At 49.9% G+C, this 26,888-nt stretch carries 24 protein-coding genes; 13 read left to right on the forward strand and 11 right to left on the reverse strand.

The window, feature by feature from the left end:
• The 5 genes from OGX99_RS00175 to OGX99_RS00195 form a co-directional block, all read right to left on the reverse strand.
• Positions 1–843 carry a TRAFAC clade GTPase domain-containing protein gene (locus OGX99_RS00175; protein ID WP_123829872.1) on the reverse strand — a complete coding sequence of 281 codons (843 nt, stop codon included), beginning with the start codon at positions 841–843 and terminating at the stop codon, positions 1–3.
• A complete protein-coding gene (locus OGX99_RS00180; protein WP_286542235.1) occupies positions 840–1,859 on the reverse strand; it encodes a TRAFAC clade GTPase domain-containing protein in 1,020 nt (339 codons plus the stop codon). The genes OGX99_RS00175 and OGX99_RS00180 overlap by 4 nt, the downstream gene beginning before the upstream one ends.
• Complete coding sequence (locus OGX99_RS00185; protein ID WP_148855992.1) at positions 1,856–2,881, reverse strand: GTPase-associated system all-helical protein GASH; 1,026 nt, start codon at positions 2,879–2,881, stop codon at positions 1,856–1,858. The genes OGX99_RS00180 and OGX99_RS00185 overlap by 4 nt, the downstream gene beginning before the upstream one ends.
• Positions 2,881–4,257 carry a metallophosphoesterase gene (locus OGX99_RS00190; RefSeq protein WP_123829875.1) on the reverse strand — a complete coding sequence of 459 codons (1,377 nt, stop codon included), beginning with the start codon at positions 4,255–4,257 and terminating at the stop codon, positions 2,881–2,883. The genes OGX99_RS00185 and OGX99_RS00190 overlap by 1 nt, the downstream gene beginning before the upstream one ends.
• A 466-nt stretch (positions 4,258–4,723) precedes the next feature.
• The gene (locus OGX99_RS00195; RefSeq protein WP_148856010.1) at positions 4,724–5,473 is read right to left on the reverse strand and encodes a hypothetical protein; all 750 of its coding nucleotides are present in this window, start codon (positions 5,471–5,473) and stop codon (positions 4,724–4,726) included.
• A gap of 122 nt (positions 5,474–5,595) precedes the next feature.
• On the opposite strand from OGX99_RS00195, the gene OGX99_RS00200 reads away from it, so the two are divergent.
• From OGX99_RS00200 to OGX99_RS00255, 12 genes are all read left to right on the forward strand, one after another.
• A complete protein-coding gene (locus OGX99_RS00200) occupies positions 5,596–5,811 on the forward strand; it encodes an AlpA family phage regulatory protein (RefSeq protein WP_123829877.1) in 216 nt (71 codons plus the stop codon).
• Positions 5,812–6,038: 227 nt separating this feature from the next.
• On the forward strand, positions 6,039–7,649 hold the full coding sequence (locus OGX99_RS00205) for a YfjI family protein (protein WP_286542240.1): 1,611 nt from the start codon (positions 6,039–6,041) through the stop codon (positions 7,647–7,649).
• Positions 7,650–7,952: 303 nt separating this feature from the next.
• Entirely contained in the window at positions 7,953–9,173 is a 1,221-nt protein-coding gene (locus OGX99_RS00210) for a hypothetical protein (protein WP_224224984.1), read from the forward strand.
• Positions 9,174–9,450: 277 nt separating this feature from the next.
• Entirely contained in the window at positions 9,451–9,915 is a 465-nt protein-coding gene (locus OGX99_RS00215; protein ID WP_004114621.1) for a YfjT/YkfB family phage-associated protein, read from the forward strand.
• 54 nt (positions 9,916–9,969) lie between these two features.
• Positions 9,970–10,329 (forward strand): hypothetical protein, encoded by a 360-nt coding sequence (locus OGX99_RS00220; RefSeq protein WP_004136901.1) that lies wholly within the window; start codon positions 9,970–9,972, stop codon positions 10,327–10,329.
• Positions 10,330–10,413: 84 nt separating this feature from the next.
• Positions 10,414–10,626: a hypothetical protein gene (locus tag OGX99_RS00225; protein ID WP_047058010.1), complete on the forward strand. Its 213-nt coding sequence runs from the start codon at positions 10,414–10,416 to the stop codon at positions 10,624–10,626.
• A 106-nt stretch (positions 10,627–10,732) separates the two neighbouring features.
• The gene (locus tag OGX99_RS00230; protein ID WP_071067384.1) at positions 10,733–11,554 is read left to right on the forward strand and encodes a DUF932 domain-containing protein; all 822 of its coding nucleotides are present in this window, start codon (positions 10,733–10,735) and stop codon (positions 11,552–11,554) included.
• Between the two features lie 79 nt (positions 11,555–11,633).
• Positions 11,634–12,113, forward strand: coding sequence for an antirestriction protein (locus tag OGX99_RS00235; RefSeq protein ID WP_252052498.1), 480 nt, complete (start codon positions 11,634–11,636; stop codon positions 12,111–12,113).
• A gap of 240 nt (positions 12,114–12,353) precedes the next feature.
• A complete protein-coding gene (radC, locus tag OGX99_RS00240) occupies positions 12,354–12,836 on the forward strand; it encodes a RadC family protein (protein ID WP_286542244.1) in 483 nt (160 codons plus the stop codon).
• Positions 12,837–12,849: 13 nt separating this feature from the next.
• Positions 12,850–13,071, forward strand: coding sequence for a DUF987 domain-containing protein (locus OGX99_RS00245; RefSeq protein WP_032938028.1), 222 nt, complete (start codon positions 12,850–12,852; stop codon positions 13,069–13,071).
• A gap of 22 nt (positions 13,072–13,093) precedes the next feature.
• Positions 13,094–13,453, forward strand: coding sequence for a type IV toxin-antitoxin system YeeU family antitoxin (locus OGX99_RS00250; protein WP_286542247.1), 360 nt, complete (start codon positions 13,094–13,096; stop codon positions 13,451–13,453).
• A gap of 38 nt (positions 13,454–13,491) precedes the next feature.
• Positions 13,492–13,866 carry a TA system toxin CbtA family protein gene (locus OGX99_RS00255; RefSeq protein ID WP_032938032.1) on the forward strand — a complete coding sequence of 125 codons (375 nt, stop codon included), beginning with the start codon at positions 13,492–13,494 and terminating at the stop codon, positions 13,864–13,866.
• A 79-nt stretch (positions 13,867–13,945) separates the two neighbouring features.
• Here the strand turns inward: OGX99_RS00255 and OGX99_RS00260 are convergent, their stop codons facing one another.
• The 5 genes from OGX99_RS00260 to OGX99_RS23755 all read right to left on the reverse strand — a co-directional run bounded on the left by OGX99_RS00260 (position 13,946) and on the right by OGX99_RS23755 (position 17,857).
• Positions 13,946–14,401: a hypothetical protein gene (locus OGX99_RS00260; protein WP_223226960.1), complete on the reverse strand. Its 456-nt coding sequence runs from the start codon at positions 14,399–14,401 to the stop codon at positions 13,946–13,948.
• Positions 14,402–14,404: 3 nt separating this feature from the next.
• Positions 14,405–15,394: a glycosyltransferase gene (locus OGX99_RS00265; RefSeq protein WP_047058004.1), complete on the reverse strand. Its 990-nt coding sequence runs from the start codon at positions 15,392–15,394 to the stop codon at positions 14,405–14,407.
• Positions 15,395–16,167: 773 nt separating this feature from the next.
• On the reverse strand, positions 16,168–17,076 hold the full coding sequence (gene lpxP / locus OGX99_RS00270) for a kdo(2)-lipid IV(A) palmitoleoyltransferase (protein WP_032938037.1): 909 nt from the start codon (positions 17,074–17,076) through the stop codon (positions 16,168–16,170).
• A 202-nt stretch (positions 17,077–17,278) separates the two neighbouring features.
• Positions 17,279–17,551 carry a hypothetical protein gene (locus tag OGX99_RS00275; protein WP_016247220.1) on the reverse strand — a complete coding sequence of 91 codons (273 nt, stop codon included), beginning with the start codon at positions 17,549–17,551 and terminating at the stop codon, positions 17,279–17,281.
• A 69-nt stretch (positions 17,552–17,620) separates the two neighbouring features.
• Positions 17,621–17,857 carry a YnfU family zinc-binding protein gene (locus tag OGX99_RS23755; protein ID WP_350308983.1) on the reverse strand — a complete coding sequence of 79 codons (237 nt, stop codon included), beginning with the start codon at positions 17,855–17,857 and terminating at the stop codon, positions 17,621–17,623.
• Between the two features lie 93 nt (positions 17,858–17,950).
• Here OGX99_RS23755 and OGX99_RS00280 point away from each other — a divergent pair, with 93 nt between their 5' ends.
• Positions 17,951–18,184: a YnaE/YdfK family cold shock protein gene (locus OGX99_RS00280; RefSeq protein ID WP_004132711.1), complete on the forward strand. Its 234-nt coding sequence runs from the start codon at positions 17,951–17,953 to the stop codon at positions 18,182–18,184.
• A gap of 19 nt (positions 18,185–18,203) precedes the next feature.
• Here OGX99_RS00280 and OGX99_RS00285 read toward each other — a convergent pair whose 3' ends face one another.
• Positions 18,204–26,786, reverse strand: coding sequence for a glycoside hydrolase family 94 protein (locus OGX99_RS00285; RefSeq protein ID WP_286542251.1), 8,583 nt, complete (start codon positions 26,784–26,786; stop codon positions 18,204–18,206).
• Positions 26,787–26,888: the final 102 nt, after the last annotated feature.

Consider the following 26,888-nt stretch of genomic DNA (forward strand, 5'->3'; position numbering starts at 1 on the left):
TTAAAGCCCCACTGCCCATTCTATTGGTATCGTAATATCAAATATTTTCTGCCATTTCTGTCCATCATATACTGCAGTCCACCCTTGATCATTTGGACCTTCATCCAAAAATTTATTTCGGTATTCAAGATCATTTTTTAAATCGCCACCGATAGAGCTCAAGCCAAAAACTTTAACATCGAGTGCGGTCAGGTCTGCTATTCTTCCCGCAACTAAAGGATATTCCCTTTCAAGATAGGCTATAGGCCCTTGTTCGAACTTGTCTGGATCGACACGATCCCAAGCAGCAACAACAACTGAAAGACGTGGGCGTCCGCCATCTTCGCGCCTAGCTAAAGAGTCTTCAAGAAAATGGATTAACTCGCACAACATAACCTGTGTAGGGAGCCCTTGGTCTTCCTCATTCCCCATCCTTTCAAGCATGTTCCTAGCTGTCACCCAATCTAATGGTCGAACGTCTTGATCAGAATCCACTCTGACAAAAAGCAACGCTGCGTCTGCTTGTTTTAGTTCATCCATCCAGTCTGAAGAAATTTCGTTCTCAATAACAGCATTACGCCAAAGTTCTCCAGAAATATCAGGCACAATGACCTTTGATCTAGGTCCATCTTTAGTTGCGGCAACAACAACTTCAAAGTTACGTCGTATGTCGCTTAGTTCAGTACGTGGTGCGAAACTTCCCTGGAAGATGTGGTCAGCGACAGATAGCACAAAAGCAATATCAGGAGGCTGTTCTGCAGCATGTAATGCTCCCTTTCCATTATCCAATGCAAGCCACAGGGGCCCGATATAATTGGTCTTCCCCGAGTCTGGACCACCAAGTAATACTATTGATCGGCTCATATGCTTCTCCGATAGTTCAGATATTCACGTTTACTAGTCCCCTGCTCATATGTTTTCCAAAATATCAACGGCCGAGGAGGAGTATTAACTGTAATGTTAATCAATTCTGCAATACCAAACCCTGCGGGAACCATATCTAACTGATCTGAGAATGGAGCAACCTCAACTATCTCGGCATTCGCTCCACGCCGATTTAACTCGTGTTGCACACGAGAGGAGATGTTTTCATCTACAGTGTATGAATCACGATGGGTAACTACGATTAAGAGCCGGGGAATATTGCCGCCGAACATTGTATGCAGTCGTCCAGCAAGTTGTCCTAAACGAGCAATTGTGCCATGGCGCTTCTCTGGATCTTTGAGAGCACGGCCATCGATAACAATCCAGATAGTTTCCGCTGACTTTAGAAAATCAAGCCGTTCATATTGTGAATTGGAAATAAGGGCTTGTGTCCACTCACCAGGTATGTCGGGAAGGGCAAAATCTACTTTACGTCCATCGGATAATCTTTTTAGTCTAAGATGTAAAAAACCCGGACTGCGTTCATCTGTCAACTCCGTGTGAACCGTCATCTGCTCTGGAACCTGACCGTTATTCCATTCCCGGGCTCCTCGTGCAATCTCTTCAAAAGCCGTTAGGCTTCGACTATCAGCAAAGGACCAACCATCAAGTTTGGCATGCGATAGAAGAAGATAAAGGCTTGCTAAGCAGGCTGTTTTCCCCGATTCTGGATCTCCGAGAATACCTACGACATTGACATACCTTTTGCTCATTAAAGCGTTGACATCATCCAGTCCAAGAGACTGTTTTGAACCAAATGTGTGGGATTGGGTTGGTTCTGATAGGACTGGGACACCGATCTGCTCGGTTAAGTCATTATAATCCGAAGCCTCAAGCGATGTTCCTTCACTATCTTCCAGTGGAAGTCGGTTTGAACAAGATGTAGGGACATTTCCGAGAGTACAGATTCCTGTTTCATCGAAGGTACAGCCTTCATGCCTACATGAGCCACTCATATTGTTCCAGCTCCTTGTGACATCATTTTTGCAAGTGTTGCTTCTAGCAGAGCTCTTTCCCCCCATTCAGAAACTGGACGTTTTATAGACGAATTTATTTGATCTATCTCACCTGTAGTTAACGCATGAAGGAGAGGGAAAACAGTTGGATGGGCAAGTATATGTTCCGCCGTCAATGCTGCACTGAGCGTTGTTCGTTCATCGCCAATTACAGAGAGTAGTTCTTCTAGATCAAGTTCTGGATTCTGCTCCAATGTACGAAGAACAATCTCACGATGCACCTCACAAGGTAAACGCCGAAGAATCTTGGCAGCTTCAATACCTGACGTTACAATTCGCACTGGTTCGTCAATCTTTGATAGCTGATTTTTAAGTAAACGGCTATGACCCAATTGTACCCACCACAAAAAATCGAGTTCCTCTCGATCCAAGACAGCGTTGCGACGTAATGCTTCTATGGTATATTTGATTGCTTCAGGAAAATTATTCGTAACAACATCGTCCTCAACGGTTATATCTACTTCCGCTGGATCAGGTACATGAATTCGCTCTCTTGCCTTTTCAGCTGATACCGCGTAATAATTTGCAGCTTTCTCTAAAATCTCTAGACGCAAAATTTCTCGACGCTCATCTGGTAATGCTGGCTGATAAGATAAAGCCGACCATAAAGAGGCAGCATAAATGACTGGTATAGTCCATCCATTATTACCTACGGCACCACTCAGAATCGAAATCATCGCCATACCACAACAAACACCAACATCAAGAGGTCGTTCATCATAGAGGAAAGCAGGAGCCTTTTTCTGAATGCTGGCTTGGACTTGCTCACCCAACTCCTGTGAGGGGTCTCCGTTACCACCAAGTGCTACAGCTATATCAGCAGCAAGGGAGACTATACTCGCTACTTTATTCTGTTTACCCCAAAGGGTTGCTAAACTTTTAACTGCAGCCTTTCGTGATTCAACATCATTATCACTAACAGCAACACCGCTGATTCGCATATGACGAGCTAAATTGTCCATTATTTCGCCTCTTCCTTACGGTCACTAATTAATTGATCAATCATTTTCTCAATTCCTTCCAGTTTTCCTTCTCGAACGAGTAAATCCAACAATTTTCGCTCAATTCCTTGATTCATCCGTTCATTAAAATTCTCTGAGAGAGCCCCAAGTTCAACAAGAATTCGTAAACGCTCGCCTTCAAAAAGATCGCGGAAGAAACGAAGCCTGGCAATTTCATAGCTCTCTGAAGCAGATACAGAAGGCATACATTTTTTGCCCTCTCTTGAAGACTCTGCCGGTGTTTTTTCTATCCCAGTGGATAAAGGAGTCGTATTCTCGTCTTCTGTTAGTTTTGATTGTATTGGTGAAGAGGGCAAAGCTAACTGTGGGCGTGGAGCAACACGAAAATTCGGTGAGTTAAGACGATAATTGGGGTCCTTTCCACCTAAGCGTTTATCATCATTTTCAAAACAAGTACGATTCGGGTTCCAGGCTCTTGGATGTATGGTTACCGATAGCCCATCGATTTCTTCATCCCAATCAAACTCAATGATGTTATAAGTAAAGGTGTAGACGTCATCGGAATGATAAGGAACTGTGGCGCCAGCTGCGAGCATTAAAATATCACAACCTTGTTCAACACTATCCACAGAAACTTTGGGATCATGCTCATGCCCAGAAATGAATACACGAGCACGACTACGGATGTATTGACGGACTTGCTCCTGATCTTTGTACCAACTTAAGGGGTGATGAACCAGAATTACATTTTCCACACCATCATCGCGTGGAATAGTGAATTGCCGCGCTCCTATCATCAATTCCGGATCTTCATCGCGTTCTTCACCATGGCAAAGTAATGATGAATTGAGCCTTATAAAACGAATAGAGCGGCCTGGAGCTAAATTTACTTCCATCTCAGAGGCAAATACTCCCTCATCATTGAGTGGGCAATTGTAGCCAAAACTGAAGTTGCCATAGTCTTCGAATCGAGCAAAAAGAGCGGCGCGATCCACTACGTTGTTCATAACTCGTTCGTATTCTTGGGGGCCACCTTTACGGATATGGTCAAGAATAGCTTTTCCGGATAACGACAGCTTAGAACGATCAAGGTCATGGTTACCCGGCACCATTTGAACACAATGGATTTCTGCCCCTATGCTGGACGCAAGTTCATCCAACCATTCTCCTGCAGAATCGTATTCAGCCTTTGTCCCCGAATGAGCAATGTCACCTGTAACCAAGATTCCATGAGCTACTCCGTTACCTAAATTTGAAACTACATGTCGTGCATCAGAAATTAGTTGCTGCTTGACATCATCATGTATGTGGACGCGGTCATCACCTTTTTCTTGACCAAAATGAATATCTGATACATGAACAAATACTGCTGGCATTCGTACCCCCAACATTTCTCATTTTAGATACACAAAAAATCCATAAAGCATCAATCCCCTAACAAGCAAAATGGCACTTCGGATTAGCTAATCCCACCGATATTCACATGATTATACAATGACCTCTAATCTATGTCCCTTAACCACATATGGATTGTTCTCACAACTTGGACTGACGCCGCCAAGGTGACTGGCATCGATACAGGTTGTGGCACACTTCAATACGGGGCAGGTCATCAGATCACGGGTTTTGTAAATACGCCTTGTGATCAGTTTTTTTCAGCGAACTGGAGAACGATTCAATCACATCATTATCCCACCAGCTAAGCGACTGGCGCATGGCAATGAGTCACTTTATTATCGAGTTCGGTGGCCGCCTGGATGGTCACTTCTGAGAAAGGCATTTACACAGAATGGTGTACAGGCTCGTTTCGCACTAAAGAAAATTGACCTTCTCCCGACGTAGTCAGATCCCGGATCTATTTAACATTTCATTAACCTGTTTGCCAAATTCTGGCGACTTCTTGTTCCGACACCAGTCACCAATCAAACGTTCCAGATCAATTTCACTCGGTTTACCCATTATTTTCAGTCCGGCGATGAATACACGTAACTCAGGCGCGACAATCTTTATTGCTTGGGCCCGGCTTTTCCAGCCTTCGGCGGGCATATGCTCCTCAATCAGGGACAGAAATTCTTTTTTGACTGGTTCAAACAACGCCCTTTTAGACTTTGCCCCTTTTTTTCCAGCCTCGCTCCGCACTTCACTGAGTGACTGACACTCCTCTTGCTTATCGAGTTGATGATGGGCTCCCTGCCATGCCCCCAGGCAGTGAGCTGCTCGCAGCATGGCGCGAATACCTTCTCCCAGATCACCTCTCTTCCAGGTATATTGCCCCCACCAGAAAAGGATTCCGGCAGCATCCAGGTAACAATCAATATCCTTTCCGAAAACACCGACCTTAAGGTGAGACTGCTCGTAACAATCATTCACCTTCCCATTAACAATTCTGGTTTTAGATTCTCGGCTCCACCCCCTCATATCACTCAAGGCATCTCGGAACCATTGTTTTACTCGTCTTTTTTCCTCTTCGCTGATAAGTCTTCTTTCCTGATGAAGCAGGGAATACATGCTCTGCACCTGATCTTTAACCATTGAGAAAAAAACATCCGTGCATTCAGCATCACATGAACACAATTCGTTGTTATCAGACAAAATATCTCCTCAAAAAGTACGTTGAGCAAAAATCTTTCAGTATTTTTGGCAGGCGTCTACCCTATCATTTTACCTCCCTGTACCGTGTCACCATCTATCCATACAGGGCCAAAGGGTATTAAATGAGCACAACCACACAAAGCATCAGGATACTACGCATACGCGCCGTTGTTAACAAAACGGGCATCGCCCGCTCAACCATCTATGACTGGATCAACCCGAAGTCACCGCGTTACGACCCGACCTTCCCGAAACAGCGCAGGCTGGGTATGCAGTCCGTCGGCTGGCTTGAGTCAGAGCTGGATGCATGGCTGCTGGAACGCCAGCAGCCATCATAAGCGATGAGATAGTATTGGTAAAAATTAAAGGAGGATACGCAGGTTATATAACAACGTCTCTGATTTAAATATGCGCTCGCTGCGACATATTTTTGCCAGTTGCAAGGAAACTGAATGCGATTATTTATTGGGTAAGATTTTTACTTTAAATAAATTTTGACGCTTGGCTATTTTATTATATTCACAACTAACCCGTTACTGAAAACAGTAACCAAGGAGAATATTACATGCAGAATTTACTGCCATACACTGTCATTCCGAAAATGCCGGAGCCTTATATTCCCGTACAAAACAGAAACCCGGAGGGTTACCCTGTCTGCGCGTTCCCGCCGGTGATGCGGGATGTCATTGATGCTCTTTATAACGAGACGGGTATCCCGGCGGAACTGATAGCGGGGGCCGTACTGGCAGCCGCTGCCCTCGCCTGTCAGGCTCATATTGAGGTGGTACCACCACACTCATCGGATCCGATGCACTGTGCACTGTATCTACTGACGCTGGCGGTCTCAGGAGAAGGTAAGACCAGTATCAGCAAAAAAGTGATGAAACCTTTTTACCGGTTCTCTGAGCAAATGAAGCAGCAGCACGACAGTCTGATGAAGACGCACCTGCGTGCTGACAATATCTGGAAAATACACCAGAAAGCACTGACCAGTAATCTGTACACTGCCATCAAAAACGGTTATGAGGGGATGGAAGAAGAACGGCTGTTAGATGAGCATGCAGAAACCCGGCAGCAGCCTCCAGCCCGTCTGGCGATGCTTTATGATGACACCACCGCAAAGGCGCTCCTGGAAGGTCTGAGCCGGTACTCTGAAGCCGGGGTGGTCTCAGATGAGGCAATTACCTTTTTTAAAGGGTATCTGAAAAACAACCTCGGTTTACTGAATAAAGCCTGGGACGGGGAGACCTATGAATACCACCGCCCGGGCGGCGAAGAGTACGATATCAATGCCTGTCTGACCCTGGCATTAATGGTTCAGCCTCCGGTCTTTGAAAATTACTGCCGCAACCACGGTGAACTCAGCAAGGGAAGTGGTTTTCTGTCACGGTTTCTTTACATCAATACCATCAGCACACTGGGTCGTCGCCGCACCAATACAGGTCACGCTCAGTCTGATGAAGCATTAAATGTATTCCACCAGAAAATTAACCAGTTACTTGATAAGCAGAAGGTGCGTTTTTATAGTAACGACTCGCAGAAACAAACGCTCAGGTTATCTGATGATGCGACCGCTTACTGGGCAGAAAAACAGTCAGAGCTCAGCCGTAAAGCAGCCCCCGGACAACAGATGGAACATATCAGTGAAATTGCAGCCAAAGCGGGGGCGAATGCCCTCAGGGTTGCGGCCATCCTGACATATATGTATTCACCTGAGAGTTTATGTATTTCGCGGGGGGTAATCCAGGCCGCCTTCAACATTGTGGAATGGCATCTTGAAGAAGCGGAAAGGCTTTTTTTCCCTTCTTCTGAACGGAATGCATTTATGGAAGACGTTTACGAGATGTTCAGGTGGCTTAAGGAGAAATTTCTCGATGATAAGGGATATCCATTCAGGAAAAATGAGGTAAACCGGAACGGCCCGAATCGGTTGCGTGACGCCAGTAAATCACAATCTGTTCTGGAGCAGTTAATCGCACTGGGTCTGATTTGTTTTATTCGTCCGGGCCGTCATTCTGCGGTGTATATTGCCATGCCTTCCCTGGAAGATCGCCACTCATGGTGTATTCCACCGGCATTCCTGGAGAACGGACATAATCCGATTATTGCATCGCCAGAGAATGTTACTGGTAGGTATGGTTTTGAATACTTTGACTTTAACAGGCTGGAATATTAATCGGGACACCTCACTACAGAGACCCGAATGGCCAGAGCGTAAACCGGTTAAATGTCTTCGAAAAACAGCCACAGAGGCAAAAACCCCCGCGCCAGTCGCGACTGGTCGCAATCCGCGCGGGGTTTTCTCAGAATACAGTGCTAAAAAACAGATAATGACGACTGGTGGAAAGCTCTGTGGATATGAACCATTAACAGCCATCAAAACATGTAATTTAACACAATGTGTTTTGCTAGTGTATTTCTTACTCATTTGAGACAAATACATTAACATTTAATTAATGTTGATCAATAAATATATTTAATGACATATAAAAATAGCATCATTATTATTAACAATAAAAGCAAAGATATTACCACATTAAATAAGAGTTTAATTATGGCCGTATGTAAAAGAAATAACTGCATGGCACAGATCGGCCATTCACCCGCCGAACGGATATTACGGCTATGCCCGGCACATTATCAGGGCAGACAGTTAAATGCAGCCAGACGAACGGAAAGAGCAGCATTAATATGCCAGTATCCCGCCTGTGGTATCAGTATATCTGAAACCCGCAATCAGTTTTATTGTTGTAAGGAACATCGGGATAAAGCCCGGAGGTTAATCGATGACGATGCTATTATAAGACTGGTTAAGCACTCTTACTGGCTCAATGTGGAAGCTATGCTAAAAAATAATTCCCTTGGACTGGGGAGTATCACCGGTCCGACGGATATTGCAGACCTCATTCGGTTATATCAGCGCAAAGCTGACCACCAGAAAACGTATAATACGCTGAACGGGCACAGAGTTGCTGATACGCCAAAAAGGTTAATCCCCTGGCTGGATCTTGAGCTATGCCACATTTACCCTAACTCTAAGGGCGGTGCAAATATCGCCAGAAACATTATCATCGCACCTGCTGCTATAAACCGGATGATGAAGGATTTTATCCCCTGCTGTCAGTCAGGAGTGCTGAGTGGCATAAAAGCAATGGAAACACCTCAACCGGTTAAATCGACCTTACTGAAAGCGTTAACGGATAAATACGGTTCAGATGCTGTACAGGAAGCATTGTACGGAGTTAAGCATCTTGCCTTTGCTGATTTAAGTCTGTCACGCAGGCTATTTGACACTGATATTTACGCATTTCCTCCACTAACCCGTCTGTTAAAAGAGGAAGCCTTACGCCTGAATTTGATGTCACTATGGGAAACGCTGGTTTGTACCGAAGTCAGCGTCTGGCTTAATGCCGGGCCTGCGAATGAATTATTTGCCGTTGCCGCGTTTCATGCGTTGCTGAACGGCGACGGCGACCGCCTGCTGGAGCAATGTTATCGTTTAGTCGATGAAATCAGGGTGAAGCACAAGCGGGGGTCTCAACAAATCTACGACGAATTTCAGCATATACTCAGCCAGTACATGGCAAAATATTTTCACATTGACACTAGCGACCACAGAGCCTGTAATCTCTTCTATAACCGCTTTTTTAGTGTTCCTCCTGTCACAGAGGACGGTGTCTGCGCCATACCGCCTCAGTGATGCATTTCCTCAGCCTGTGTTCAATAAAATCTCAGATATATATCACCCTTCTGAAGTGAAACCGGACCATCGATAAACTCGGGCGAGGTTTACGGTAAATATATTTACTGAACCACGATCAATTTTGTCGATCGGTTCGATCGAATTTCATCGTTATCCCCTTCTTTTTTGCAGCTATAAAATCCCAACGGGATGCTTATGACTGTCTGTCTTCTACTAAAAATCATGCAGATACCCTTTCCGGGTAGCGTTTTACGAAAACCAGAGGTGCACAAAAATGAACAGAAAAATGATTCACCCTTTACTACTGACCTGTGCGCTGGTACCGGCAGTGGCAATGGCCTTCGGTAATCAAACCACCTGGACCCGGGGCTGGGGCCAGGGAGTATCAGAGTTTGTTATCAATGGGGAAAGTCAATCGCAACTGTCTCTGACCTGTGAGGATTACGGCTCGCAACCGGCCACGGTCATATTCACTGACGCCAGCGGGCATCAGGTCAGTATGGATGAAGATAAAAGCCTTCAGGTCAGTATCGACGGTGGAGCCCCCATCGACATCAGCGAATCTGGCAGTCGAGTGGGCGGTAATAACCTGGCGCTGGCCTGGGCTCAGCTACGTAATGGCAAACAGGTCTCAGTAACCGGAGACGGTGTTAAGGATGCCACATTCACGCTGGCTGGGGCAGCAAAGGTATTGCCAGTATTCGGGACCCACGGCTGCGTGGGTAAAGATGCACTCTAGCCTGCATCTGAATTTAATACCTGTTGATTACGTTATTTTTAAAAGGAACAGTTTATGAAATTTAAACACATGCTGGTGCCCGCACTGTTTGCACTGTCAGCCCTGGCGCTGGCAGAGCCAACGCCATCCATCAAAGTGGAGACCAGTAATCAGGTTCACCCTGCCGGAACACGCTACGTCACGGTCGTGGTCACTGCACTGGATAACACCGTGAAAGTCGAAAATATTGACGTGAACCGGGGAAACTGTCGCATTGCCAACCAGAAATATCTGTACTCCAGTAATAAAGAAACTATTTTGCCTGCCACCCTGCGTTACGGGCAGTCCGTCAGCGTGAGTTTTTATAATAACTGCGTGGCTTCAGAAGTCGTCGTCACTACTGATAAGGGGGGATGGCGTTACACTTACCACTGAGTCCCCGCCCCTGATTAACGTTTCCCAACCTAAAAAATGCCACATGACCAACGGGCTGCCGCTGCGCAGTCCAGAGTAAATCCTATGACCTTTCTGAAAATGCTGGTGACCGCCCTGAGCCAGGCGCTGACCTGGTGCGGCGGACATCATGCCCGGCAGTATATTGAAATCCGCTTTCGTCAGGCCGGTTACGATGACGACTGCATTGATACAGCCCGGGAAGCGGTCACGTTGCTGGTCACTGCACTTATCTCCGCCCTGATGGCGCAGATACTGAAGATTCTGGATACGCTGTAATCCCGCCCTATCCGTTCATTGAGAACAACACATCCAGCCCCTGCCTCCTCACGGAGCAGGGGCTTTTGCTTTTATGCCTTCAGATTAACCAGATGAGGAATCAACTATGCGATTAGCCAGCCGTTTTGGTCGGGTGAACCAGATTCGCCGTGACCGTCCCTTAACCCACGAAGAACTGATGCAGCATGTCCCCAGCGTCTTCGGGGAAGACAAGCACGACTCCAGAAGCGAAAAGTACACCTACATACCCACGATCACCCTGCTGGAGAACCTTAAACGCGAAGGGTTCCGGCCATTCTTTGCCTGTCAGTCACGAGTGCGCGACCAGAGCCGACGGGAACATACAAAGCATATGCTGCGCCTGCGTCGTGCCGGTCAGATAAACGGTCAGCAGGTGCCGGAAATCATCATTCTGAATTCGCACGATGGCGCGTCGAGTTTTCAGTTACTGCCGGGGATATTCCGAAGTGTCTGCACTAATTCGCTCGTCTGCGGACAGTCGTTTGGCGAGATCCGCGTGCCACACAGGGGGGATGTCGTCGGGAAGGTGATTGAGGGTGCCTATGAGGTGCTCAGCGTCTTTGACCGGGTGGAAGAGAAACGTGACGCTATGCAGTCCCTGCAACTCCCGTCACCAGCACAGCATGCACTTGCTAAAGCGGCGCTGGCCTACCGTTTTGGGGAAGAGTACCAGCCAGTGACTGAATCGCAAATCCTTGCACCTCGCCGCTGGCAGGACGAGAGCGATGACCTGTGGACTACCTACCAGCGCATTCAGGAAAACCTGCTGAAAGGCGGGCTAAGTGGCCGTACCGCGCAGGGTAAACGTACCCATACCCGCGCAGTAAACGGGATTGATGGCGACGTTAAGTTAAACCGTGCGCTCTGGGTGATGGCCGAAAACATGATGGGCCTGTTGGGCGGGTAATAACCCGCGCCCCGCCACCGAAATCAATCCCCGGCCCGAGTCTTCCATTCAACATCTCCATGCATAAGGAAAAATTAACATGACCGACATGATTAATATTAACGATAAAAATCAGCTACCTCTGCAGGCTGACGATAACGGTTCTGCACATGCTCTGACAGCCGCGCCCGTACCGGACGAACAGCGTGTGGAGTTCTGGCCGCAGCACTTTGGCAACATCCCGCAGTGGATAACCCTTGAACCGCAGGTCTTTGCTTGGATGGATCGGTTCTGCGCTGACTACAGCGGCGGTGTCTGGAATTTTTATACTCTCAGCAACGGCGGGGCCTTCATGGTTCCGGAAACGGACAACGATGTCTTCTGGTCGCTGTTCAACGCCATGAACGGCAACGCCTCAGACATGAGCGCCGAAGCTGCAGGGATTGCAGTCTGTCTTATCGCTTACAGTCATCACGCTTGCCGCACGGAATGCGACGCCATGACGGAACATTACTGGCGTCTGCGTGACTATGCGCTGAACCACGCAGAATGCAGCGCCATCATGCGCATTATCGACTGAGCATCCCGCCATGCCGTATGAACTGTCTCACCTTAATGCCCTGTGGGATACGCTGAGGAATACAACGGTCAGGGATGAGGACGGTGACCTTGTGACCGACGAACCCTTCCTGCATTTCCTGACGGGTACCCCTCTCTTCCATATCTGGTGATGGTTTGAATCCCTGCACGACGAGTTCGTCGTTGCCGAAAAACTGTACAACACATCTCCTCCCAACGCGTCAACAGACAGGAAAAGCAAATGAATATCACCACGTGTCCCCCTGACAGCGGGGGAATATCTCCCACCGCGCAGCGCACCATCAGACGCGCTCTGACCCTGCTGGAACGCCAGTTACGCGAGCCCGGCGAGGCATTTACCTCCAGCCATGCAGTTCGCGACTGGCTTCGCCTGCAGCTCGCCACACTGGAGCGTGAAGTATTCATGGTGCTCTTCCTCGATAACCAGCATCGTCTTATTGCCCATGAAACGCTCTTCACCGGCACCATCAACCATACGCAGGTACATCCCCGTGAAGTGATAAAGGCAGCACTGAAATACAACGCGGCTGCCATCGTGCTTTCACACAATCATCCGTCAGGTTATGCCGAACCCAGCCATGCCGACAGATTGCTTACTGACAATCTGAAGCAGGCACTTAAACTCGTGGATATCTGTCTGCTGGACCACCTGGTAGTGGGAGGCATGGATATCGTCTCGTTTGCCGAGCGTGGCTGGCTTTAGGGAGAGAATAACGATGAAAATCATCAGCAAACGTCAGGCAATGGCGATATACCGCCAGCATTCTGAGTCCCGGCTGTTTCGCTTCTGTACCGGGAAATATAAGTGGTCCGGCAGTATCTGCCATTACTACGGCAGGGAAGTGCAGGATATCCGGGGTGTACTGGCCGTGTTTGCTGAACGTCGACAGGACCGCAACGGTCCGTATGTGATCCTGCGCAGCGTCACCCTGAATTAACTCACCGTTAAGGAGTACTTACATGCAGAAAGCAACCCGTGTAATCAACCATAACATCGCGGAACCCTGGTGGGGCCTCAGACGCAACGTCACGCCATGTTTTGGTGCCCGGCTGGTACAGGAGGGTAACCGCCTGCATTACCTTGCTGACCGCGCCAGCACCACCGGGACATTTAATGACGCAGATTTACGCCATCTGGACCAGGCATTTCCGTTACTGATGAAGCAGATGGAGCTCATGCTGGCCAGCAGCGAACTCATGCCCCGCATTCAGCGCTGCATCACGCTCCATGCAAAAGGGCTGATATGTAAGGCCGATACGCTCGGTTCCTGTGGCTATTTGTATATCGTAATTTATCCGGCGTCTGCAACAACCGCATAAACCCCGGACGCTTTTCCTTCGTCAAAAGAGTGCAAACCATGCAAATACAATCCCTGCCCCCTCAAAGGGCGGCATCGTCACGTCTGTCATCAGTCAAAATCTGGCAAAAATTACTGGAGTATCTGCTGGAGCAACACTACGGCCTTACCCTCAACGACACACCGTTTGGCAACGACAGTGTGATCCAGAAACACATTGATGCGGGAATCTCACTGTGTGACGCTGTGAATTTTATCGTGGAAAAGTACGACCTGGTGCGTACTGACCGTCACGGCTTCAGCGTGAAAGAGCAGTCTCCGTTTATCGGCAGCCTTGATATGCTCCGAGACCGGAAGGCTACCGGGCTGATGACCCGCAAGGGATATAAAACCGTTACTGACATCACAGGTGGCAGATTCAGCGGAGGGAAATAATGACGTTAGCCCTGATCGTTGACGCCAACACCGTCAGCGATCAGCCCCTCAGGTACCAGTACAAAGACTGGCGCTTTTATCAGATCTCCATTAGTTGAAAAAGATGTTCGCTCAGACAGCGCGTATGGTGGTAACACCTTAACGGAGATATCCGTCTGAGGTAGAAGAGGGTGTGGCAGGACGCCGCCAGAACATCAGGGGCCGTATCGTCTGTCAGGATGGGGCTTAATTCCGGGGCGTTCAGTAAAATGAAACATTTCTCCGGGAGCATACCGTCGACATTTCCTTTCGGAAAATAACCGCCCAGATACAGTAACACGGCCAGCAGGCGAAACTGTCGGGTGAGTACCGTTTCAGTGTCCCGGTAATGTGCGGCTATCCACAGGCATTCCCGCAGCATAAACCGTCGGGTCCGTCGGGTGAGGTCACCGCCTTTATCATACCAGTGTTCGACGATATCCCTGGCGGAGCGAATGGAGTCATCACCCGTTGTCGCAGTTTGCCACGACCGCGCCAGAAGCGTTGCGATATCCATGGATTAACGCCGCACCTGCGAAACGGCTGCGGGAGTATTGCGGACACCAGGCAGATAAATATTGCGGACCAGCTTCAGGAGGAAAAAGACATCGCTCAGGTTGCTCACGCCGGATACCAGATGGCGAAAGGCTATCCGCGCACGAAAACGCGCCCGGACCGCCAGCCGGTCATTCACCCTGCGCCGGTACAGGCCCAGAAAATGGCGGCTTTCCACCAGCGCATGCCTGACCAGCGCTCGTCTGACAGATCGGTACTGCGTCTGTGTACTGAGTGCCAGAATATCTGCAATCACGTCGCAATAGCTGAACGCGCGGATATCGTAATAATCCGGGCGGTGGGTAATTGACGCCGGGTTATTCACCCACAGGTAATCCTGTCTGTCAGAGAAATAAAATCGGCCATCTGCGGCGGCAAGCTGTATCGTCCAGAGAATGTCCTTGTGGCTTTTCCCTTCCTGGAATCGCAGGTCATGCTCGCGAATATACGCTGAACGGATTATCTGCAGCCACAGATAATGCGGCCATTCCCTCTGACTGACGCAATGGCGTATCCACTGCTGACCCGTCAGCGTCTGACCGTAAGGCTGTCTGCGGTGAACGGTATGCCGCAGATGTCCGGCGCTGTCTGTATGCCGGGCATTGAAAAGGACGACATCGGCCTGTGCTTCGCGGGCTGTGCGCAGCCGCTCCTGCAGAAAATCTGCCGCAACCCGGTCATCCGCATCCAGGAACACCACCCATTCACCACGGTGAATCGCCAGTGCAGCATTACGGGCAGCATACACGCCCTGATTTTCCTGACGAATGAGAATAAGCCGTTCATCTGTAATGGCGCTGAGTAGCGTCCATGTTTCGTCGGTTGAACCGTCATCCACAACAATGATTTCAGTACTGAGCGTTGTTTCGCCAAGCAGTGTATGGACCAGAGCCCCGATGCTGTCAACAGCATTGAAGGCAGGAATGATGACGCTGATATCGATGTTGATTTTCATTGATCAAAGGGAATGTAAACAGAGGGAAGCTTCAGAGTTGTTACCCCATCAGAGGCAATAACCTGCCGGGTACGAAACATTGTCAGGAAGAGCGTCCCGGTGATTTTCGTGCTGGTGTGGACACCACTCGTTTTTCTCTGATTTCCTGGTTAACCACCATCAGACAGCCATCACAAAATTCTTTATCCAGCCCGAAAATCCGGTCCAGAATGCTTCTTTTCTTGTTACATCGGGCACATCTTTTCATTCCATCACCTGCTGTCGCATTCCCATGCCGTGCCCGCAGGACAAAAGAAGGGCGCCCACCAGAAGACAGGAAATAAACTAATAAACAATACGTTAAATGAATTGCTGGGAATTTAGCACAGGCACTAGCGTGCCGGATAATTCATTTTGCAGATCAATTTTATAAAATCGATCGGTTTAATCGATCATCTTTTTCACTCTGCTTTACACGCCATCCGTGTGCCTGCATACCCTATCGGAGCGTTCGGTTTGTCGAGCTGTAAAGGATGCTATGCCTGCTGGATAGTCAAACCATTCCCGATAACTGACATCATGTGGAAGAGAAAATATACAAAAATTATTATCGCTTTGAATGGCAGCTATAAGCGAGAAGCGGACCTTCAAATCCGAACAGGTTCAATTGATTAACCTTGGTTGTCAGTTACGCCATCGTTAACATGAAGCCGATCGAATAATCCCCTGTCCCATTTTTTACAAATACGCAGTGGCAAGAAAGATGGATTCTGGCTCGTGACAAGTAGAGTTGTTCATTTGTATAAAGAGACTTCGCCTTCAGGACGCGTTTTGAACCTGCGATGCATCCACAGGTATTGCTCAGGGGCACGGAGAATTTCACGCTCGATGATCTTGTTCATATAAGCCGCTGCGGCGACCTTGTCTTCCCCTGGATAGCCTGATAACGGATTGCTGATATACATGTGATAACCTTTTTTATCGCTACGTCGAATCATGCTAAGTGTGATCAAGGGTGCACCAGCGAGTTTTGAAAGGGCATACGTTCCGTTCGTCGTTGCTGCTTTTTTTACCGAGAAAAAAGGTGCAAAAACGCTTCCTTTAGACCCATAATCCTGGTCTGGTGCAAACCAAACGGCTTCACCAGCTTTTAGCGCATGAACAAAACCAGATAAATTACGTCGATTAATCATAGCTTTATTTGAACGCATACGCCCTTTTGTCTGTACCCATTCCATTAATGGATCATTGTGTGGGCGATACGTTGCCATCATAGGATGGCATAACCCCATTACTCTTCCACACAACTCAAGGGACATAAAATGAATCCCGACAACCATTACTCCTCTTGTCGCACCGGTCAGGTTTTCAAGCCCTTCGACATCAAACCATTTTTTGACTCTCGCATCGCTCCAGAACCAGGCCATTCCTGTTTCCATCAGTCCCAGCCCGAGAGAAACAAAGTTTTTATTGACCATCTGGCTCCGGGCAAACGGTGTCATCTCGGGAAAGCACAGTTCGATATTTCTAATCGCAATCCGTTCCCGGCGTTTCAGAAAGGGTCTGGATATTTTTCCAAGGCCAGAGCCCAGAATATGTAAAACCGGGTAAGGAAGTTGAACGAGAAGCCACAGCAGACCCAAACCAGACCAGGTAAGCCAGTGGCGAGGATGAAGTAAATTATGAGTAAAAGTCTGTGCCATAAATTTCCTTAATGCTAATGAAGGTTATAACGCAAAAGGAAAACAATGAAGCAATTCGTCTTTAGCGATACATTTTGTTTTAGATAATTTAAATTCATCTAAATTCAGGAAAAAATATTTTCCAATGACTGGTGAATAATTTAAAGAGCCAAGGGTGAATTGTAAGCCAGCAAATTTATTCTGTTATAAATCCATGGTTTTATCATTGATACTCAAGGAATTGTCTTCTTGATTCATCATCATCAAGGTACTCAAAAGAAAGAAGCCGAATTTTGGTAAGTTTATAAAACCACTCACAATCGTTTCGTTGAATAATTTCGCCTGGTTTGAAACATATCCCGGATGCCACCCGAATAATCGCATATTTACCATTACTAAACCTGACCCGGTGAATACAGAAAGGTTGGCCAGGCTGTCCGTGACAGCTGTTCGACATGATATGCCCTTCAATAAAAACAGATTTTTTAGATTTCATTATCATACCCTCGACAACAGCAGTACAGGAGGAATGTTGTCATTTTCCGACATCACTGACGTTAAGTGATCAGCCGCCGATACACCAGCATTCTGAAGGTCTGAACAACAGTCCGCAGGCAGGGCACTCAAGAACCGCATCTTTTCTTAGTTTACCTGCTTTCTGATCGGCTCTGTGTGCACATACCGGGCAGGCAACATGAACCGGTCTTTCTTTAAAATACCTGAGCCCATTTGTATAAGACATAAATAATTCTCTGAGGAATACAGTAATTATTATACGCTTTAATATAAAAATAACTGGCATAAGTTATGTTAAGTTGTGTCTGAATCAGGATATCAGATATTGAAAATTGAACGTCTTATTTATGATACACTACCCTTCCGTGAGAAATTTAAGATGAAATCAGAAGACACCCTTGACTGGTATCCGGCACAACTACCGCCTGTGAAAATTATTCTTGGCGAAGCCGTGCTGGCTGTGGGTAAACAGGGCCGACCGATTAATACCCGCACCTTGCTGGAATACCTTCAGGTCATGCAGGACAAACAAAAAAGGCGGGATGACAAAATCGCCATGCAGACTGCGATTGATGTTCTCAGGGATAATCAGCGCATTAACGGCAGACGTTAATGCACCTCCGGGATCAGTGTCAGTTCTGAATGATCTCAACCGTATGGTTTTGTCCATCATCCTTCAGCGGTATTCTGTCATCAGGGAGGAGAACACCATCCAGCGTCACGCAATATTCTGCATCGCCGCGTGAAACACTAATCTGATAATGGCTTTCACCATATTGATATGCCATAGAAAAAGACGACCACTCATCCGGTAACCTGGCATGAACACTAAAGTCAGTGCCGGAACGTTTTATCCCCAGTAATTCCTCGGTAAGTAAACGCCAGGCCCAGCCTGCGGAACCGGTATACCAGCTCCACCCTGCACGTCCGGTATGGGGAGCGACGCTGTAGACATCAGCACTCATGACATAAGGCTCAGCTTTATAAATCCCGACAGAGTCCGCATTCAGGGTATGATTTATAGGGTTGAGCATTGACCAGAGTTGCCAGGCTCGTCCGGCATTCCCCATTCGGGCAAAGGCCATCACTGCCCAGATGGCGCCATGCGTATACTGCCCTCCGTTTTCCCGCACGCCGGGCAGGTACCCCTGTATGTAGCCCGGATTTGGACCGTGTCCGTCGAAAGGAGGCGTTAACAGTTTGATCAGCCCTCCTTCGTTATCCACAAGGTGCTTATCCAGCGCCTGCATGGCCTTTGCGCACCGTCCCGGGCTCGCGGCGCCGGACAATACAGACCAGCTCTGCGCAATCGCATCAATCCGGCAGTCCTGTGAGGTTTTCGATCCCAGGGGAGTACCATCGTCAAAATACCCGCGCCGGTACCATTCCCCATCCCAGGCGTGGGCTTCGAGATTACTTTGCAGGCGCAGAGCCTGTGAACGGCACATCGCGGCGACGCTTTCATCCAGCCTGCGCTCCGCCAGCGCTGCAAACCGCTGCAAAATGTCGTACAGGAAGAAGCCCAGCCAGACGCTTTCACCTTTGCCTTCGATACCCACCCGGTTCATCCCGTCATTCCAGTCACCAGCCCCCATCAGCGGCAGGCCATGCTCCCCGAAGCGAAGTCCATAGTGAATAGCTTTGACGCAGTGTAACCAGAGTGTCTCTTCGGTGCCGCTGATGACCGGCGTGTCATAGACAGACTCTTCACCAGGCTGAAGCGAGCGTCCCTCCAGATAAGGAATGCGTATTTCCAGTGCATCCATATCCCCCGTCGTTTCAACATAGTGGCAAACAGCAAGCGGCAGCCAAAGATAGTCATCGGAACAGCGGGTACGCACACCGTTGCCGTGTGGCGGGTGCCACCAGTGCTGCACATCCCCCTCGATAAACTGCCGTGATGCACAGAGTATTATCTGTTCACGCATCCGGTCCGGAGCAGCGTGGCTCAGAGCCAGCGTATCCTGCAGCTGATCGCGAAAACCAAATGCACCGCCAGACTGATAGTAGCCACTCCGGGCCATAAGACGACAGGCGACCGTCTGATACAACAGCCAGCCATTAACCAGTAAATTTACGGACGTGTCGGGGGTGTTAACTACGATTTTATCGAGCACATTGTGCCAGTGATTATGAATCCGGTTCAGCTCCTGGCGGACCGTATCCTCATTCATGTAGCGGGCCAGCGTCTCCTGTGCACAAACATCATTCTCCTCTGCGCCGAGGATAAAAATAAACGTCCTCTGGTCCCCGTCAATTAATGTAACCGCCGATTGCACCGCTCCGCAGGGATCCAGACCGGCCCCCGTCTTACCAGAAAGCTTTTGCATTTTCATGGCCGACGGGGCATGAAGGGAACCATTACGGCCAATAAACTCCCGGCGGTCCCCTGTCAGAGAACAGTCATTACCGCTGACGGCAAAAAATGCAGTTCGGCCGCCACCATTATCACCATAAAAGTTATTCGCAAGCACCCCGCAGCCGCCGGGCGTTCTGGCCACATGTGTCACAATGTGAGGGGCTGAGCGCGTTCGTGTTTCTCCGAGCGTCCACTCTACATAGCCTGTGACGGAAAGTTGACGTGTCCGTCCCGAAGAGTTACTGAGCGTCAGGAGCACCAGTTTAACCGGATCCGCTTCGGCAACCAGGACCGTCAGCTCGCTGTCTATACCACTCTCACGATGGGCAAAAACGCTGTAGCCAAAACCATGGCGGGTCAGGTAATCACCGTGTCCGCGAACAGGTAAAGCCGTCGGCGACCAGCACTCCCCGCTCTCTTCATCGCGCAGGTAAAATGCCTCGCCGCTGCGATCGCTCACCGGATCGTTCTCCCACGGCGTCAACCGGTATTCATGGGCATTCTCATACCAGGTATAGGCCTGCCCTGCCTCTGAGATCACACTGCCAAAACGGGAATTTGCCAGTATGTTCGACCAGGGAGCCGGTGTAAGCGCATTTTCCCGAAGGACGATCTGATACTCCCGCCCATCCTGAGAAAATCCACCGTACCCATTGAAATGGCATAACTGACTGGTATCAGGGCTCCAGTCCGTATGTTGATTACGCTCGCGCACAGCACGCGGAATGAATGCCCTTGCCGGCGATTTCAGGGTATGAATACGCTGGTTAAGCTGCTCATTAATACCCCCTGCGCGGTCATCAAGATAAAGACAGGCCACGCTCATCAAAAGCAACTTATCCTCAGCGGAGAGATGCTCACCGTTGCGGACAAAAAGCCCGCCCTTTTTATCCAGCAGACTGGCTTCAGACCCGGCATAAATTAACTCCATAATCTGATTTTGTAATCCCTGCTGGTAGCCGCCGGGGCTGTTATTCAGGATAACCAAATCAACATTCAGCCCTTTCTGTCTCCAGTAACGGTGTGCCTGAATCAGTGTGGTCACTGAGGTGATACTTTCCTCGCTGGTTATACTCAGCAGCACTATCGGCAGATCCCCTGAAATTGCCCAGCCCCACAGTCCGGACTGGCCACGCCGGTTGCGGCCGATCGCCTGGCCTTCGGCGCGCAGCTCCTGGACAGGGTAAAGCACAGCGCTGGCGAGACTATTGAACAACGTGGCATCATCTTCACTGGCGTTCATCTGGCGCAATACCACCAGACTGTGAGACCAGGCCAGTTCAAAGACGCGATCGGCGATAGGGTAATCGCGATATTTCTCCAGCAACGCCTGGCTCTGCTGACGGGTCTCGCTGATGCCATAAATGATATCAATCGTAACCGGCTGCCCCGGCTGCAGAATGATGGCGTGGCGAATTGCCAGTATCGGATCCAGCACCGAGCCCGACGTGTTGCTTAGCATCCCTCCCGTCTCTATTGCCTGGGCATTCGCAGGGTTTCTGCCACGTCCAATAAACCTTGCCCTGTCCGTTTCAAACGACACGTTATGTCGGTTATCGCCGTGCACCACCATCATGTGAAACAGGCAAGGGCCCGGTTCATCCGGTGAGCGCGGGCGCCGGTGGCAAAGAATAGCGTCACGCTCAGGAGCCAGCTCAGTCTGAATAAACAAATTGCTGAATGCCGGGTGTGCCAGATCGCTGGCATCAGGTGCCAGTACCACTTCAGCATAGGTTGTCAGCTCCAGAGAGCGAGGCTTGCGACCACGATGAATCAGTGTGAGCCGTCGCAATTCAACATCATCCTCCGGAGAGATCACCACCTGAGTTTTGACGCTGAGTCCCCCGAAGCTGCGTCTGAATTCTGCCCCCGCATCGGTGAACAACACTTCCTCGTCTTGTCCGCTGGTGTAGCCTGTTGGTTGCCAGGTATTGCTCCACACATCTCCCGTCTGGGTATCGCGGATGTAGCAGAATGCTCCCCAGTTATCACGGGTGGTATCACTGCGCCAGCGCGTTAGTGCAATATCATTCCAGCGACTGTAACCGCCGCCGCCCGCGGTCAACATCAGATGATAATGGCCGTTGGACAGGAGTTGAATATCCGGGGCGGGGGTATCCACGCTATAGAAAATACGGGGTTCATAGCGAACGGGTTTGACCATGCCCTCATGAGATTCAAAATGACGGCGCGGACTGTACAGATCGACCGCATCCGGCACGCGCTCCTGTAACAGCAGACTCGCTGACCGGAATACCGTACTGGACATAAAGCGTTCAGTCATGGGGGCATCAAGCAGCACATGAGCCAGCGCCTGAAATGCCATACCCTGGTGATGCGCCATCCAGGACTGTACCACCGCATAGAGCTGACCGGTTGCAAGACGTGAGGGGGTATAGTCCAGCGCTTCATAAAAACCGTATTCTCCGCATGCACCATTTTTTTGCAGCCTGAACAGGTTCTCACAGGCTTTCTGCGGGGAAACCATCAGCGCCAGCAGCGTGGCGTAAGGAGCGACAACCATGTCATCGGCAAGTCCCCTGCGTAGACCGAGCCCCGGTACGCCAAATGCCTGATACTGATAATTATGCTGAACATCAAAAGCATGATAGCCAGACTCTGAAACACCCCATGGTACCCCGCGTTCTTTCCCCCAGTGAATCTGGCGCATAACCGCCGACTGACTCATTTCATCGAGCAGGCTGCCGGGCCAGGTGGGCATCACCAGATTCGGCATCAGATATTCAAACATGGATCCGCTCCATGACATCAGGGCAGTTTCATTATCAATCGTGGTAAACAATCGACCCAGCGCGTACCAGCTTTTAAGAGGCAGCTGATTAGTCGCAATGGCAAGAAAACTGGTCAGGCGGATTTCAGACGGCAGGAGATCGTAGTGGCTCTTGTCAGGCATATTGGTGTCACAGTTATAACCGACGCTGAGCAGACTGGTTGCTTCACTGTACAGAAAGGCGAAATCCATCCGGGCATGCTCATCCAGCCGCTGTTCCAGCTCGGTGATAATATTGAGTCGCATTCGGGCCTGCTCCGCCACTGACGCCGGAGGCGTTCCTGTACCGGTTAATGTCGGACGGGCAAGCTCGCTCAGCGTCGGCAGCGTCTGTTCATTCCAGGATGCAGGCAACCAGCCAAGCAACAGAGACCACTCATGGCAAAGCTGAACCAGTTGATGCTCCAGATGTCCAGCCCAGCGCATCTGAAGAGGAGATCCCTGATGACATGCGCTGGTCAGATGGTTGCACTGGGTGCGCATGCTTTTCAGTTCGCTGAAAAGCGCCTGCGGAGAGAGCGACACCGCGTTCAGGCAATGCTTGCGCAGCAGTCTCAGGCTGTCAGGTGGGTTCTTACCCCACTGTTTTTCCAGAATATCCAGCGTATCGTTCAGTCCTGCCAGTATCTGTTGGTTGCTTAAAACAGGCTGATGACGCATGGCGGACAGGCCTGCACGCAGGGTCAATAAATGCCCGGCCATATTGCCGCTGTCGACGCTGGAGATATAGCGTGGACTGAGGGGGACCAGCGTACGGGTGTCATACCAGTTGTAGAGATGGCCCCGGTAGTGCTCCATTTTATCCATCGTGTCGAGCGTGAGCGACACGCGCCGGAGCACCTCTCCGCCAGGCAGGTAGCCAAAGTCCCATGCCGTCAGGTTAGCCATAAGTGAAAGACCAATATTGGTAGGAGAAGTTCGGTGTGCCACCGTCGGTTGTGGTATTTCCTGATAATTATCAGGCGGAAGCCAGTTCTCTTTTGCTGTGGCAAATGTTTCAAAAAAAGCCCAGATTTCACGGCTTGTCTGGCGTAACAGCTGTTTTTGTTCCTGATTAGGCGAAAAAACCTTTCGCACGGGCTGGCGACTCAGCCAGCTCATCAGCAGCGGTGCCACACACCATACCAAACCGATCGGTAACGCAATCCCCAGCAGCTGTGGGGCAAATTGTCCGGTCAGTATTGTCAGCGTCACGCCCCCTGCAACGTTCAACCACATCGCCTGATAAAAACGTGCAACAGTGGGGCTGGCCTGATTGCTATCCGAGCTGTGGCTGACCCACTGGCTGAGGTGACACCTGCTGATCCCCAGTCGCCATAGCGTCACGGCGATCGCTTTCAGCGAATATCCGGCTTCGTGCGGCAATATCGCAAAATTAAGGCCGATACCTGACAAACGCTTCAGCCCGCCCGCCCCCACCAGTAACAGATGCGGCTTCAGGCGGCGACGCAGCGGTTTATGCAGAAGGTCATGGGTGATGCAGAGGATGGCTGGCAACAGCCATATCAGTGACAGTACGCCAAGCCAGTAAACCGGATTGGGTACCCAAAGCAAGGTGAAGAACAGCAATACCAGTAAAGAGGGGGCTACCAGACTGCGACGCAGATTATCGAGTAATTTCCAGTAAGAAAGCGCGTTCAGCGGATTCCTGGCCCGGGTTCCATCGGCTTTTCTGACACGTGGTTTCAGCCAGTTAAGCAGTTGCCAGTCACCCCGGATCCAGCGTGAACGGCGTGCAACATCCGACAGATAATTATTAGGGTATTGCTCGTAGAGTAACACCTCACTCAGCAGACCCGAACGTGCATAGCATCCTTCAAGCAGATCGTGGCTGAGTACCAGATTTTCCGGGCAGATGTTCGTAGTGGCCTGCATAAAAATATCAACATCGTAAATCCCTTTGCCCACAAACGAGCCTTCCCCAAAGAGATCCTGATAAATATCCGAAGACATCATCGAATAAGGGTTATTGCCCGGTACGCTGCTGCGCAGGGCTGCGTAACGCCCCTGACCGTTGCGTGGTATCTCCTCCGCAAGACCGGGCTGTAAAATACCGAATCCTTTGACAACCCTCTGGCGTACCGGATCATACTCAGGCGTATTCAGCGGATGCGCCATCGTCGCGACGAGTTTGTGTGCCGTATCGCGCGGGAGCACCGTATCGCTGTCCAGGGTAATGACGTATTTTATGTGACCCGGTAAAAGGTGGGCAGGCATCTCTGCAACGCTGACGAATTGCGTTCCGGGATGGCGCAACCAGCTGTTCAGTAACGCCAGTTTTCCCCGCTTGCGTTCATAGCCCATCCACGCGCCTTCCGAGGGGTTCCATTCAGGCTGGCGATGTAACAGATAAAAACGTGGTCGGCCGGAGGGGTAGCGGCGATTAAGCGCCTGCGTATCGGCGATAGCCTGTCTGAGCAGTGCGTGACTTTCCGGCGAGGGTTCATTTTCAGAATCAGCAAAATCAGTGAGCAGCGCGAACCTGAGATTTTCGTTTTCATTCCCCAACCAGCAGACTTCAAGACTGGTGAGGAGCTGGCTGAAACTTTCGTGGCTGGTCAACATGCAGGGAATGACTAACATGGTGGCACTGTCAGCGGGAATACCGGCTGAAAAATCCATCCCCGGCAAGGGTCGAGGAACGCGAAAACGGGTGGTTGCATCACTGAGCAAATCGCTCATTAACTGAGTTAATGCGATAATCAGAGGTAATATCACCGCGATCAATAGCCAGTCTGCGCCCTGCATGGCGGTTTCGTGCAATATTGCTGCGGTCGCTGCGGTTGTCAGCAACGCCAGGCCTCCAAGCCATGACAGCAGGGTTATTCTGTTGAAACTGTGCCGCAAGCGTATGAGCCTTGAGGCGTCTGCCAGGAGATGAATATCCAGCGCCTGTCGACCTTCGCCCGCAAGATAATAACCAACATGATGTTCCGGTGTATCAGGCGCTTTTTCCTCTGAAAACGCCAGCGCCTTCTCAGCAACCTCAGGCTCGCTGAGACCGCTGTCTCTGGCCAGAACCTCAACTACGTGCCGGTAATGATCCCGGGTATTGAAATGCATCCGGGGATAGATGCCGGCAGGATCATTGCGTAATGCCTGTTCGACAACGCTTATCGTTTCGGCGAAATCAGCCCAGTCCGTTTCACTCAATAAACGCAGGCCCGCGATGCTGTTACTGACGGACAGCTGGCTGGCGGCAAGCTGCTGATTGAAACTATGTATGAGAACGTCAGTGGTGATCCCCTGTTCCCGAAGGCACTGATCAACCCAGGTCAGAGGTAACGACAGCGCGTTGCCATGCCCCTGCAGGCGCCGCACCAGCTCTGCGACAAACGCACTGGTTAACGGAGGTCGGGAGCGCGCCATATCGGCAACCACCATGATTAAATCACCAGGCGCACTCTCTGCACATTCGACAATCCTTGTTATCCACGTATCAGCAAGGTTTCTGTCCTGCTGCGCTTTTATAACTTCCATACTGATACGACGAAGATTTTCAATCAGCGCAAGGCGCAGCATTCCCGGTAACGCCCAGACTTCACCCAGCGTCAGCGGCGTCACCTGTTGATAGGCAGTGAGATAGCTGGTCAGGCTGGCGGCATCCCAGCGGCCATCGCCGTGAGCAATGGCCTCTGATGCAATATGATAAATTCGTGGGCAATTCAACGGCGATACCAGCGACGGAAGACCTTTGCCAAAGCTTTTCGGCAGATGCTGGCGGACAGTGCGGATTTGTTCCTCAATCAGATAATAATTGTCCAGCAGCCATTCACCGGCGGGCATGATACTGGTCTTTTTACCCGCGTTAAGCTCATAGCAGTTTTGGGTAATGACGGCCTCATTGTCGCCAAGCCGTTTCAGAAGATAATAAGGATGCCTATCCGGTGATACTTTATGAGTCCGCGCCAGCTTCTGGCCGTAGCGTTCCATCTGGACGGTCGAAAAGAGTTCTGACCGCGGCGAGCTTTCACCGGCAGGATCGTTCGCCGAAAACGTTATGTTTTCGGCAGCATTCATCAGAATACGGGAGCGGTTAAACCACGCTCTGGGGATCATTTTCATAGCATTGCTCTGATGCGACGTTAGCGCGCAGGAGCAGTTGCGAAATCAGTTCAGAAACGTTCTCTCAGGATGGGCGTCAGGCATCAGGGATTTAACAGCTGC

Origin of the sequence: Citrobacter sp. Cu096, assembly GCF_030332285.1 — a bacterium.
In the GTDB taxonomy this organism is placed as follows: Bacteria; Pseudomonadota; Gammaproteobacteria; order Enterobacterales; family Enterobacteriaceae; genus Citrobacter; species Citrobacter meridianamericanus.